Genomic DNA, 12,355 nt, shown 5'->3' on the forward strand with positions numbered 1-12,355 from the left:
GGTCAGCGGCCCGGACGGGCGGGGCGCTGGGACCGGCCCGGCGGGTAGAGCCAGCGGCGGAACATCCGGCTCAGCCCCGGCATGACCAGCAGGGTGAGCAGCGGAACCATGATCACCGGGAAGGTCAGGGCACGCAGCGCGAGCGGCCACGCCTGCGTCTGCGGGGCGAGGAGCCCCTGGAACACGAGGCTGAGCGGGTAGACCGCGCCGAACGTCACGATGATCATCTTGATCTTGGAGGGTGCCGGCACGGCCTCGCCGGGGAGGCTGAACCAGGTCTCCATGCCGCTGGTGCCCTGCCGGTGCTCGCGGGCGATCCCGTCGACCCGGTCGAGCCACGCCTTGCGCTCCGGGGAGTCCAGCCACCGGTCGAGCCGCTCCTGATCGGCGAAGTTCAGGACGGTGTAGTACCGGTGCCTGGACCCCTCGGCGCGCAGCCAGGTCGCCCCCTCGTGGCCCGAGTGACGTTTCGCCGTCCGGTGGATGCCCTCCGCCCACTCTTCGAAGTCGTTCTCGCGCCCTGGCTTGACGTCCCAGGTGAACACGACCGTAACGGGCTCGGATTCCTCATTTTCCGGCATACCGGATCTCTCACCCGAAACACCATGTCCATGCACGGGCGTGCCGCTCAGGAGGCCGACAGCGCCTCGGTGGGGCTGAGACGGGACGCGCGGATCGCCGGGTACAGTCCCGCCGCCGCGCCGATGAGCAGGGTGGCGGCGACGCCGCCGAGGACGGCCCACGCCGGGATGACGACCGGCCAGCCCTGGTAGAGGGCGTAGACGCCGGTCACCAGCGCTCCGAGCAGGGCGCCGCCCGCGCCGCCCAGCGCCGACAGCAGCAGGGACTCCGCCAGGAACTGCGTGCGGACCTGCCCGCGCGTCGCGCCCAGCGACCGGCGCAGCCCGATCTCCGAGCGCCGCTCCAGCACCGAGATGACCATGGTGTTGGCCACCCCGACGCCGCCGACGAGCAACGCGACCGCGCCGAGCCCGAGCAGGAGCCCGGTGAACGCCTCGCCCGCCGCCTTCCGCGCCGCCAGCGCGTCCGACGGGCGCGACACCTCCACCTCGTTGGGCGCCTCCGGGTTGGCGGTCGCGCCGAGCACGCTCTGGACCTGCTCGACGCTCGCGTCCCGCGACCGGGTGTAGATGGTCGTCGGATGCCCGTCGAAGCCGAGCCGGGACGTCGCCGCCGGCCACCCGACGAGCGCGGCGGCGTCCAGCTCGGGGGCCAGCGGCGCCGGCTTCAGAATGCCGACGACCGTGAACCACTTCCCGCCGACGAGCACCTGGACGTCCGGTCCCGCGTGGCCGATCCCGAGCCGTTCCGCCGCCGAGGACCCGAGCACCGTCGCGGGGAAGGTGCCCGTGGCGGCGTTCAGCCACGTCCCGCTGCGGAGCTCGGCGCCGGTGGCGTCGCGCAGGTCGGTGCGGGCGGCGTAGGTGGCGATGCCGTTGGTGTCGGTCTCGGGGACCTTGCCGGTCCGGTAGACCTTGGCCTCGTCGACCAGGCCGACCGCCGACACCTCCCGGACCGGTCCGATACGTCCCACCATGCTTTCGGACTCAAGGGGCAGCTGGGCCTTCCCGCCGGTGAGGGTGCTGCCGGGCGCGACCGTCAGCAGGTTGGTGCCGAGCGCGGCGAGCGCACGGTCGAGGTCGGCCCGCGAGGACGAGGAGACGCCGACCACCGCGACCATCGCCGCGATCCCGATCGCGATGCCGAGCGCGGACAGGAACGCCCGCATCGGACGGGTCCGCAGCCCCACCGCGCCGACCTTGAGCACGTCGCGCGGCGACAGCCGGGCCGGCCGCAGCCCCTCGCCGGCCGCCGGAGCGGACGGGACGGAGGCCGCCATCACCGCACCTCCGTCGGCGTGGCGCCGGACGCCTGCGTGGAATCGGAGACGACCAGCCCGTCCCGCATCCGGACCTGGCGGGGCAGGCTCGCGGCGATCTCCCGGTCGTGCGTGATGATCACGACGGTGGTGCCGGCGGCGTGCAGCCCGCGCAGCAGCGCCATCACCCCGTCCCCCGACGCCGAGTCGAGGGCGCCGGTCGGCTCGTCGGCGAGCAGCAGCGGCGGCTCCCCCGCGACGGCGCGGGCGATGGCGACGCGCTGCCGCTCGCCGCCCGACAGCTCGTGCGGCTCGTGGCCCATCCGGTGCCCGAGCCCGACCCGGTCCAGCGCCTCGGCGGCGCGCCGCCGCCGCGCCGCCGGCCGCAGCCCGGTGTACAGCAGCCCGTCGGCGACGTTGTCCAGCGCCCGCGTGCCCGGCGCCAGGTGGAACTGCTGGAACACGAAGCCGATCCGGCTCGCGCGCAGCGCCGACAGCCCGGCGTCGGAGAGCCGGCCGACGTCATGCCCGTCGATGCGGACCTCGCCCGACGTCGGCCGGTCCAGGGTGCCGAGGACGTTGAGCATCGTCGACTTGCCCGAGCCGGACGGCCCGACGATCGCGGCCAGCTCCCCCGCCTCGACGTGCAGCGACACGCCCGCGAGGGCGCGGACACCGCCCGGGTACAGCTTCGTCACCTCCCGCAAAGTGATCATTTGGGGATCCCCACGACGGTGCCCTCGGCGATCCCCTGGCCGGAGACCTCCACCTTCCCGTCCGCGAACAGCCCGGTCGTGACCGCCGCGTAGGACGAGGCGCCGTCCTTGACGACCTCCACGCCGAAGCCGCCTTCCTCCAGCGCCACCAGCGCCGCCACCGGCACGGTCAGCACGTTCCCGCGCTGCCCGGCGGTGAAGGTGACGTCCACCGCCGCGAGCGCGTACGCGGCGGCGGCCTTGCGCGCCTTCCGCGACCTCAGCCACACGGTCACCTCCACCTTCGTCGTCGGGTCCTCGCCCTGCGCCGACCCCGGCTCGACCACCGTGGACACCTCGTCGATCTTCCCGGGGACGGTCTCGTCGCCGGGGAGCGTGACCTCGACCGCCGCGCCCTTCTTCGCCATCCGCTGGTCGGTGGTCTCCAGCTCCACCGTCACGGCCTTGTCGGTGCCGGTGTAGGTGAGCACCTTCTGCCCGGGGCCGGTCGGGTCGCCCGCGCCTGCCTGCAGCCCGTCCACCCGGACGGGACCCGGAGCGAACACGACCCGTCCCAGCTCGACGACGCCCGTCTCCGCCAGCCCGTGGACGTCCTGCCATTCCCGGACGGCGTCCGCGGTCGCGGAGGTGTAGGCGCCGTCGACGGTGAACCCGTCGTAGCCGAGCGCGGCCAGGTTCTTCTCGAACCGGCGGACGTCCGCGCCCTCCGTCCCCGCCCGCAGCGGGCGGTAGGAGGGCCGCGACCCGTACATCAGCATGACCGGGTCGCCGTCCACCTCGTACAGCGGGCGGCCCCGGGTGATCTCGTCGCCGCTCTCGGGGACCCAGGTGATCGTGCCCCGCAGCCGGCTCGTCGCGGTCGAGGACGGGCCGTAGCCGAGCCGGCCGTCCTCGGTCTGGGTGTCCTTGAGCGTCTGCCGCGCCACCCTCGTGGTGTTGGGCGGCAGCGCGGACGCGGCGCCGCCGCCGGAACCGCCGCCCGACCCGAGCGCCGCGACGGTGCCGCCACCGCCGACCGCGACGACCACCGCGGCGGCGACGGCCACCCGCCGGCGGCCCCTCACTTGCGGCCGCCCGCCATGATCTCTTGGCACTTCTCCTGGGCCGCCTTGAACTCGGGGTCCTCGGCGACGTTGCCGTCGATCATGATCCCCTGCTGGCCGGGCTTGGGGTCGGCGAACTTCTCCACGCCGTTCTCGCGCATGCACTCGGCGAACTCGCGGCCCCGCTCCTGGCGCTTCGGGTCGTCCTTCCCGGCTCCGTTCGCCTGCGGGTCGTACTGGCGGCACGCCTGCATCGCCTTGTCGACCGTCTCCTTCTTGGTCCGCCCGTCGAGCCTGAGCTGGACGCCGCCGCCGGGCTTCGGGTCCTCCATCGGGATGCCGTTCTGCCGCATGCACTGGGCGAACTTGACGCCCATCTCGTCGGGGCTCAGGCTCTTGGCGGCGGCAGGCCCGCTCTTTCCGGCGCCCTTGACCGAGGCCACCTTCCCGCCGTCGCCGTCGTCCGAGCCGCATCCGGTGAGCGCCAGGCCCGCCACCAGCGGCAGTGCCGCCAGGATCCGCAGTCGCATCCGACCGTCTCCTCTCGTCCCCGGCCGATCGGTTCCGGCCGGACGGAAGGCGATGCAACGCGACGGCGCGTTTCCCCCGCGTTTCCGCGCCGCCGCCCGGATCTCCTAACGGCGAGGAAACGGCCCGTAAGGCAGCATCGCCGGTCAGGGCACGTGTGAGGACCGTGCACCGGGAGGACAGAGATGCGGGTACTGGTGGTGGAGGACGAGCGGCTGCTCGCCGACGCGATAGCGGAGTGGCTGCGCGACGACGCGCACGCCGTCGACCTGGCCTACGACGGGGCGGCGGCCCTGGAGCGCGCCGGCGTCCACGACTACGACGTCGTCGTGCTGGACCGGGACCTGCCGCTCGTGCACGGCGACGACGTCTGCCGCGAGCTGGTCCGCGGGGACGGGGCGGCGCGGGTGCTGATGCTCACCGCCGCCGCCGAGATCACCGACCGGGTCGCGGGGCTCGGGCTCGGCGCCGACGACTACCTCACCAAGCCGTTCGCGTTCCCGGAGCTGGCGGCCCGCGTCCTCGCGCTCGGCCGGCGGGCGCGCCCCGCCGCGCCGCCGGTGCTGCGCCGCGCCGGGATCACCCTGGACCCGGCACGCCGCGAGGTCTTCCGGGACGGCCGGTACGTGCCGCTGGCGAAGAAGGAGTTCGCCGTGCTCACCGAGCTGCTGCTCGCGGACGGCGCGGTCGTCTCCGCGGAGCGGCTGCTGGAGAAGGCGTGGGACGAGCACGCCGACCCGTTCACCGGCGCGGTGCGGCTGGCCGTCCTGAAGCTGCGCCGCAAGCTCGCCGAGCCGCCGGTCGTCGAGACCGTCAAGGGGGCGGGGTACCGGATCCCATGATCGGACCTCGGCGGATCACGCTGCGCCACCCGTCGCTCCGGGCCCGGCTGACGCTCACCTACGGCGGGCTGTTCCTCGTCGCGGGCCTCGTCCTGCTCGGTGTCACCTACGCGCTGTTCGACCAGCAGATGTCCCGCGAGGGTACGAAGGTGCTCGCGCGGACCTCCCTGCCCTCGCCGGGCGCCACCGGAAGCACCGGGAACACCGGGAACACCGGCGGGACGGGGGGCACCGGGCGGCCCGTCCCGGCCGGGACGACACCGTCCGGCCAGGAGGGGCCCGGGGCCATCGACGACCTGGAAGGCTGGATGAAAGGGCAGCGCAAGGACGTGCGCGAGGCCGCGACGACCTCGCTGATCACGCAGGGGTCGATCGCGCTGCTGCTCGTCGGCGGCGTCGCGGCGGGCTTCGGCTGGCTGATCGCGGGGCAGGTCCTCGCGCCGCTGCACCGGGTGACCGAGACGGCGCGGCGGATCGCGGTGGCGCCCGCCGCCGACCGCGGGCTGCACGAGCGGATCGCGCTGAGCGGGCCCGACGACGAGGTCAAGCGGCTCGCCGACACCTTCGACACGATGGTCGAGCGGCTCGACCGGTCCTTCGACGGGCAGCGCCGCTTCGTCGCGAACGCCTCGCACGAGCTGCGCACCCCGCTCACGCTCGGCCGGGCGCTGGTCGAGGTCGCCATGCACCGCCGGTCGGCGTCCGCGGACGTCCTGCAGCTCGGCGAGACGCTGCTGCAGATCAACGCGCGGCACGAGCGCCTGATCGCGGGGCTGCTGCTGCTCGCCCGGTCCGAGAACGAGATCACCGGCCGGGCGCCGGTGGACCTCGCCGACGTCGTCGGGCACGTGGCGGCGCAGACCGCCGCGGAGGCGGAGGAGGCCGGGGTGGACGTCCGGGCGGAGCCGGGCGAGGCCGTCACGTCCGGTGACGCGCTCCTGCTCGAACGGGTCGTGCAGAACCTGGTCGAGAACGGCATCCGGCACAACTCCGGCCCGGGCGGCTGGGTCCGGGTCCGCAGCCGCACCGGCGGCGGGCGGGCCGTCCTGGAGGTGGTGAACTCCGGCCGGGCCGTCCCGCCGTACGAGATCCCGGCGCTGTTCGAGCCGTTCCGCCGGCTCGGCTCCGACCGGGTCGTCACCGCCAAGGGCGCGGGGCTCGGGCTGTCGATCGTGCAGTCGATCGTCCGCGCGCACGGCGGGACCGTCACCGCCGACCCCGGACGGGACGGCGGGCTGCGCGTGACCGTCCGCCTGCCGTCGCCGTAGCCCGTCTTGATCGCCTGACCTGCGGCGTTTACCCGTCGTTGGGCCATTCACCCCGCTTATGCCCTGCTGGCATTACCTGGCTTTTGCGGCAAATGAGACTGTTATGGCGTTCCTTCGATCTCTCGCACGGGCCACCCCACCCGGAATTCCCCCGGCACCGGTGGGGAATTGCTCCCTGATCCCCGTGCGTGAGGTTCCATGCCGCAAGGCCGGGAGAATAGGCGGAAGCGAATGGCAACGCGTACCCGACCCGCCCGGGCACGTTGGCGCATCGCGTGCGGAGTCGCGGGGCTGGCAGCAGCCACCGTCGCGGCGTCCCCCGGGATCGCCTCAGCGGACAACCTGAAGATCAATCAGGAGGTCCAGGAACAGAACCAGTGGTGCTGGGCCGCGAGCGGCCTGACGATCGCCAAGTTCCACGGTAAGGGCAACGTCAGCCAGAACGAGTTCTGCAACCTCGCGCGGAACCGCACCGCGGGCACCCAGTGCCCGAACCAGCCCGGTCAGCTCGAATGGGACCAGACGGCCTTCCGTAAGCTCGGCCTCTCCGTCGGTCAGGTGAGCAACCCGCTCTCCTACAACGCCGTGAAGGAAGAGATCGACGGCAAGCGCCCGATCGAGACCGGCATCTACTGGACGGCCGGCGGCGGACACGCCCAGGTCATCTACGGCTACACCGGCCAGACGCTGGCCTACGGCGACCCGTGGCCCGCGAGCCCCCGCTACTCGGAGATGTCGCACAGCAGCTACACCAACAACAGTCAGTTCCGCTGGGGACAGGCTCTCTACAAGGTGGGGGCGTGACGATGCGTAGCACTGTGAAGCTCTCCGCGGCGGCCCTCACGGCCGGTCTCGGCGTGACGATGTTCATGGGCGGCAACGCGATGGCGGCGGGCCCCGCGCCCTCCGACTCGGCGGCCGCCACCAAGGCCGCGTCGTCGCAGGCGGTCCAGCAGCAGCTGGGCTCCTTCTTCGTCCGCTACGAGCGGCAGCAGCAGGGCCAGCTGGTCACGGACAAGACCGTCACCAAGGCCCAGGCCGCGGCCAAGGCCCCCCGCCTCGAAGGCTCCGCCCAGGCCGTCTACTCGCTCAGCCCGGCGTTCGTGAAGGGCGAGGCCAACGCGCCCGTCGCGACGTTCGCCTACATGGCCGTCGGCGCGAAGTCGGCGACCGGCCAGCAGGCCACCATGTGGCTGAGCAAGAGCGGCAAGAGCTGGAACGTGTGGAACATCGCGTCCGGCCTGGACGAGGCCGTGTACCCGGCAAAGGCGGCGGGTGGCACGGTGTTCACCGAACCGCAGATCCACGCCTGGTACCGCCTGGCCGATGGCCGGGTCACCGGGCTCAATGACACCGCCGTCTCGTCTGTCGGAAAGTCGGGCGTGACGGTGGCGGCGTACCAGCGCATGGTCCACACGCGGTACGCCGACAAACTCCCGGGCTCGCAGTACCAGAAGTCCGGGCAGCTGGGCGGCTACTCGCCCTCGACCGGCGTCAGCAAGCCGGCGCCGGATCGGGGCCCGGCACCGGCCCTGATGGCACTGGGCGCCGGTGGCGCCGCGGCGGCGGCGGCCGGCATCGTCGTCGCCCGGCGCCGCCGGGTGCAGGGCTGAGGGTCCGGCCGATGAACGTGCGGGTCCCGGGGACCGCTGCCCCGGGACCCGCCGCCCCCCCCTGGCCCAGGTGGCCGGGGTGGAGCGCTTCAGGACGTGGCGACCGGCAAAGCCGGGTGTGCCTCGGGATGCTCGTCCCACCATTCGCCGTAGACGCGCTGGGCGCGGACGAGATCCATGTAGACGTCGTTGAAGTATCCCCGCAGGCGGCCCGCCGCCTGCTCCACCTCCGGCCGCCACACCAGGACGACCCGTTGCCCCAGCGGGTCGCCGGTTATGCGACGGAAGGCCATCCCGTCGCGCGGGGCCGCGGTCGGCTGATAGATGCCGATCGCGCGCCCCGACCGGATGAGCGACGTGGCGATCTGCCAGTCGGTGGACCAGAACCGCACGCGCGGCTGGAAGCCGGCGCCGGCGCACACCCCGCGGAAGTACGCCGGCCACGGGCCGTCGTCGAGCGGATCGTCCAGCCAGTCCTGATCGGCCAGGTCCGCCAGGTCGATGGTCGGGGACGCCGCGAGCGGGCTGGCGGTCGACATGCCGACGAGGGCGGGCTCGCACTCCACCAGGACGAGCCGTTCGAGGCCCTCCAGCACCGGGGCCGTGTAGTCCACCGGCTCCTGGAACAGCCCGATGTCCAGCGCGCCCGACGCGAGGAGCGCCGGGATGCGCCCGCCCCCCTGGTCGACGCGCAACTGGAGCCGCGCCCCGGGGGCCAGCCCGTCAAGGTGGTCGCTCAGCCCCGTCAGCGGCGGGCACGCCTGCACCCCGATCCGCAGCAGCGGCAGGGGCGAGGGATCGCTGCGCCGGTGCGCGAGCGCCGCGTTGAGGTCGTCGATGCAGGCCAGCGCGGCGCGGGCCCGCGTCGCCACCTCTTCGCCGACCGGCGTCGGCACCACCCCCTCCGGGGAGCGGACGAAAAGCTGCACGCCGAGGTGACCCTCGACCCTGCGGAGCATCGTGCTCACCGCGGGCTGGGTCAGGTTGAGCCGGGCCGCGGCCTTGCTGATGCTGCCCGTCGCGGCGACGGCCTCGATCATCCTGAGGTGATGGGGACCGAGATCCACGCGCGTCTCCTGACCGTGCCTCTGCCCCGTCGACTGGAATCAAGCGAATATTAACCCCGCGGAGGCCCTCGCAGAATAGAAATGCGTGCCATTCCGGTTACTTCCCGTGCGCCGGTTACGTCCGGCACTGTCGGGAAGCCGGGCGAGCGCGCCCGCCTCCCGGTTCACACAGACCCCGTGACCTGCCTCTTCACCCTCGGTTCACTCCACGGCGATCGCCGCTCCCCCTGCCACACCGTGGCAGCCCCCTCTCCCAGATTTCTCCGGCCGTCACTCGCCGGGCGCCCCGGCGGCGGCGCGGAGCGCGGTGATCACGGCGGCGAGCTGGGTGACGAGCCCGGCGACGCTCGCCTGGTCGGCGCCGTTGACGGTGACGGTCCGCAGCTCGTCCGGCTTGGGCAGCCGGGACATGATCTCCGGGAGCGTGCGGACGAGCTGCCCCTGCAGCGCGGCCGGGGTGCGCCCGTTCTCCACCTCCGCGCGGGCCCGCTCCCGCTCCAGCTCCAGCAGCTCCTGCTCGTGCCGCGAGCGGGCGCGCGCGGCGGACATCGCCAGCTCCGCGTCCAGCTCCATGCGCCTGAGCTCCTGCTCGCGCTCGGCGCGCAGCCGTCCCGTCTCGGCCTCCTCCTGGTGCCGCTCCCGCTCCATCCGCAGCGCGTGCCGCGTGGTCTCGGTCTGCAGCTCGGCGACCTCGCGGGAGTCGTCGTGCTCGCGCTTGGTGCGGCGCAGCCGCTCCGCGACCTCGGTGTCGAACAGCTCCGCCTCGTTGCGGGCCCGCAGCTCGGCCAGCTCCCGCTCGTGCTCCAGCCGCTGCGTCTCCTTGATCCGCGCGGCGGCCATCTCGCGCTGCTCGACGACCTCCTGCGCCTCCAGCTCGGCGAGCCGGGCGATCTGGCCCTGCTCCGCGCGGTAGGGCTTCTGGAGGTTCTCCCAGAGGCGCGACGAGCTGACCACCGCCTCCTTGATCTGGACCGTGACGATGCGCAGGCCGAGACCCTGGTCGCCGTTGTCCTGCCCCTCGGCGACCGCGCGCAGCCGGGCCGTCAGCTCCTCGATGATCGGCTGCTTGTCGCTCAGGACGTCCCGGACGCCCATGGTCGAGACCTTGTCCTTGATCGCCGCCTCGGCCTGCTCCCTGAGCTGGACGTTCACCAGCCGCATCGGGTCGTCCTCGGCGCCGAAGTCCAGCTTGCGGTAGGCGGTGCCGAAATCCTGGATGATCCACTGGACGTAGCCCTGGACGAGCACGCCCTGCAGCTCGCGGCAGATGCAGTACGCGTTGATCAGGATCGTCTGCGTGGCGCCCGGCACCACCAGGAACGAGTCGGTGGACGGGTTGAACCGGAACGACACGCCGAGCCCGACGTGCAGCGGCTCCACCCGCCCGCGCCGGGTGTGCACGACGAACGCGTTCGGCGGGACCAGGACGTTCTTCCACCGCCAGAACCCGCTGATCCGCACCTCCACGTGCCCGGGGCGGGACACCTCGCCGGGCGGCGCGCCGAGCGCCCGGCTGCGCTTGGCGATCGGGCTGGGCGGCGGGGGCGGCATGGCGCCGGGCGGGGCCGGCGCCGCGGGGCGGCGGGAAGAGCGCAGGTCGTCCTCCAGCACCGCCTGCTGCGCGACGACCTTCTCCAGATACGTGTTCCCCTTGTCCGGGCTGCTCATGGGTTCCTCACTGCCGGGTTCTCGCTGGGCGGATCGTTGCTCGGGGGGCTCACCCGGAGGTGGTCACCGCGTGTCCGGGGGGTTCGGGCCGCACTCGGCGGAGCACATCGCGGCGAGCCGCTCCACGGCCTCGCGGACCTCCACCCCGTCCCGCCACGCCTGGGGGAAGGCCCCGGCACCGTGGCGGGCGCCGAGGATGTTGCCGCAGATGGCGCCGGTGGAGTCGCTGTCCCCGCCGTGGGTGACGGCGAGCCGCACCCGCGCGCCGGCCCCGCCGGGGGCGAGCGCGGCGTACACGGCGATGGCGATGGCCTCCTCGCCGGTCCAGCCGCCGCCGAGCGTCTGGAGCCGCTCCGGCGTCGCCGGGCCCTCACCGGCGAGCCGCACGGCTCTGGCCAGCGCGTCCGCCGTCTCGCCGTTGCCGGGACGTCCCTGGAGGTGCCCGCGGGCGAGTTCCAGGGCGTCGCGGACCTCGGCGCCGCGCAGCAGTGCCCACACCATGGCGGCGAGGACCCCGGCGGGCAGGTATCCGCTCGGATGGCCGTGGGTGATCGCGGCGGCCTGGCAGCCCATGTCGAACGCGTGCGCGGCCTCGGAGAACCCGAACCCGCACGGCGCGGCCCGCATGACGCCGCCGCATCCCTTCGAGTCGTTGATGGGCTCGCCGACGGTGCCGAGCGGCACTCCCGGCCGCCGCCGCTCCGCGGCCTTCCGCAGGGCGCCGAGGGTGGACCGTCCCGGCCCGCGCCTCGTCATCAGCGCCCGCTCCTGGACGAGCCAGCCGCCGCCCACCATGTCCTGCTCGGGGAACTCCTCCCCCTGGCCCCGCAGCCAGGTCAGGTACGCGACCTGGAGCATGCCGGGCGCGGCGCCCCCGATGCCCTTCGCCCTGGCCCGCGCGGACGCCTGGACCAGCGCGTACGCGGTGAACATCGTGAGCTGCGTGTCATCGGTGACCGCGCCCGCCCCGAACCGCTCCGCCACGAAGCCGCCGGGACCGTCCGGGCCGTACCGGTCGCGGATGACGTCCAGCGAGAGCCCTTCGAGGGGGGCGCCGAGCGCGTCCCCGATCGCCCCGCCGAGCAGGCATCCGAGCAGCCGTTCCGGGTCGGGGTATTCGGACAGTTCCGGCATGCCGGTTAGCCTAGTGAACCCCGCCCCGCGTCCGCCGTGGATTTCGGTCGTGCCCCGCGGCCACCGGCGACCGATTCGCAACTTTCCGGGCGCACCGCCGTCACCGGGCGCGCCGCCGTCACGGGGACTGGCGGGCCCTGCAGTGGGTGAGCAGGCCCGGGGTGGCGTCCCAGCCGATGAGCCGCACCAGCTTGTCCAGGTGCGGGGAGACCGAGTGCAGGACGAGCATGCACTCGCGTTCGTCCAGGTCGCGGGCGGCCTTGGTGATCGCGCGCAGCCCGGCCACGTCGATGAAATCGACGCCGGCCAGGTCGAGGTGGACGTCGCCGGGGGCGCGGGCCTCCGCCGCCCGCAGCGCGCGGGAGAGGGCGGGGGCGTTGGAGACGTCGACGTCGCCGGTGAGCCGGAGCCACGAGGACCCGCTCGCGGACGCGATGCGCAGGAGCGCGGTGTCGAGTTCGAGCCGGTCGTACCGGGGAGCCGGTCGCGGCACCGGGCCGCCCTCACCGCCGGTGATCCGCCAGACCGTCATCCGCTCCTCGCCCTCCGGCCGTGGCGCCCTGGCGGCGCTCCGTCCAGGCCAGGTTCTCATCTGTGCCCACCTTCTGGAGGCCCGCGCGCGGAAAACCGACGTCC

Annotated in this window: 13 protein-coding genes; 4 read left to right on the forward strand and 9 right to left on the reverse strand. The window is 73.6% G+C overall.

Translation table 11 applies throughout. From position 1 onward, the window contains the following. Positions 1–2: 2 nt before the first annotated feature. From AGRA3207_RS12385 to AGRA3207_RS12405, 5 genes are read right to left on the reverse strand one after another with little or no spacing between them, the layout of a single operon-like run. The gene (locus AGRA3207_RS12385; protein ID WP_231334755.1) at positions 3–581 is read right to left on the reverse strand and encodes an antibiotic biosynthesis monooxygenase; all 579 of its coding nucleotides are present in this window, start codon (positions 579–581) and stop codon (positions 3–5) included. A gap of 47 nt (positions 582–628) precedes the next feature. Next, positions 629–1,861 carry an ABC transporter permease gene (locus tag AGRA3207_RS12390; RefSeq protein ID WP_231334756.1) on the reverse strand — a complete coding sequence of 411 codons (1,233 nt, stop codon included), beginning with the start codon at positions 1,859–1,861 and terminating at the stop codon, positions 629–631. Beyond that, positions 1,861–2,556 (reverse strand): ABC transporter ATP-binding protein, encoded by a 696-nt coding sequence (locus tag AGRA3207_RS12395; protein WP_231334757.1) that lies wholly within the window; start codon positions 2,554–2,556, stop codon positions 1,861–1,863. Before AGRA3207_RS12395 ends, AGRA3207_RS12390 begins: the two co-directional genes overlap by 1 nt. Further along, on the reverse strand, positions 2,553–3,602 hold the full coding sequence (locus tag AGRA3207_RS12400) for a peptidoglycan-binding protein (protein WP_231334758.1): 1,050 nt from the start codon (positions 3,600–3,602) through the stop codon (positions 2,553–2,555). The genes AGRA3207_RS12395 and AGRA3207_RS12400 overlap by 4 nt, the downstream gene beginning before the upstream one ends. A gap of 14 nt (positions 3,603–3,616) precedes the next feature. Beyond that, entirely contained in the window at positions 3,617–4,129 is a 513-nt protein-coding gene (locus tag AGRA3207_RS12405) for a hypothetical protein (protein ID WP_231334759.1), read from the reverse strand. A 183-nt stretch (positions 4,130–4,312) separates the two neighbouring features. On the opposite strand from AGRA3207_RS12405, the gene AGRA3207_RS12410 reads away from it, so the two are divergent. The 4 genes from AGRA3207_RS12410 (at position 4,313) to AGRA3207_RS12425 (ending at position 7,850) form a co-directional block, all read left to right on the forward strand. Then, positions 4,313–4,969 (forward strand): response regulator transcription factor, encoded by a 657-nt coding sequence (locus AGRA3207_RS12410; RefSeq protein WP_231334760.1) that lies wholly within the window; start codon positions 4,313–4,315, stop codon positions 4,967–4,969. Continuing rightward, positions 4,966–6,237: a sensor histidine kinase gene (locus AGRA3207_RS12415; RefSeq protein WP_231334761.1), complete on the forward strand. Its 1,272-nt coding sequence runs from the start codon at positions 4,966–4,968 to the stop codon at positions 6,235–6,237. Before AGRA3207_RS12410 ends, AGRA3207_RS12415 begins: the two co-directional genes overlap by 4 nt. Before the next feature lie 231 nt (positions 6,238–6,468). Next, positions 6,469–7,041: a papain-like cysteine protease family protein gene (locus AGRA3207_RS12420; protein ID WP_231334762.1), complete on the forward strand. Its 573-nt coding sequence runs from the start codon at positions 6,469–6,471 to the stop codon at positions 7,039–7,041. Continuing rightward, on the forward strand, positions 7,038–7,850 hold the full coding sequence (locus AGRA3207_RS12425; protein ID WP_231334763.1) for a hypothetical protein: 813 nt from the start codon (positions 7,038–7,040) through the stop codon (positions 7,848–7,850). The genes AGRA3207_RS12420 and AGRA3207_RS12425 overlap by 4 nt, the downstream gene beginning before the upstream one ends. Before the next feature lie 89 nt (positions 7,851–7,939). Here the strand turns inward: AGRA3207_RS12425 and AGRA3207_RS12430 are convergent, their stop codons facing one another. The 4 genes from AGRA3207_RS12430 to AGRA3207_RS12445 all read right to left on the reverse strand — a co-directional run bounded on the left by AGRA3207_RS12430 (position 7,940) and on the right by AGRA3207_RS12445 (position 12,311). Continuing rightward, entirely contained in the window at positions 7,940–8,917 is a 978-nt protein-coding gene (locus tag AGRA3207_RS12430; protein ID WP_231334764.1) for a LysR family transcriptional regulator, read from the reverse strand. Between the two features lie 270 nt (positions 8,918–9,187). Then, positions 9,188–10,585: an SPFH domain-containing protein gene (locus tag AGRA3207_RS12435; protein WP_231334765.1), complete on the reverse strand. Its 1,398-nt coding sequence runs from the start codon at positions 10,583–10,585 to the stop codon at positions 9,188–9,190. A 63-nt stretch (positions 10,586–10,648) separates the two neighbouring features. Then, on the reverse strand, positions 10,649–11,719 hold the full coding sequence (locus AGRA3207_RS12440) for an ADP-ribosylglycohydrolase family protein (protein WP_231334766.1): 1,071 nt from the start codon (positions 11,717–11,719) through the stop codon (positions 10,649–10,651). 118 nt (positions 11,720–11,837) lie between these two features. Beyond that, positions 11,838–12,311 (reverse strand): STAS domain-containing protein, encoded by a 474-nt coding sequence (locus tag AGRA3207_RS12445; protein ID WP_231334767.1) that lies wholly within the window; start codon positions 12,309–12,311, stop codon positions 11,838–11,840. Between the last annotated feature and the right edge of the window lie 44 nt (positions 12,312–12,355).

The sequence above is a fragment of the Actinomadura graeca genome, from assembly GCF_019175365.1.
In the GTDB taxonomy this organism is placed as follows: Bacteria; Actinomycetota; Actinomycetes; order Streptosporangiales; family Streptosporangiaceae; genus Spirillospora; species Spirillospora graeca.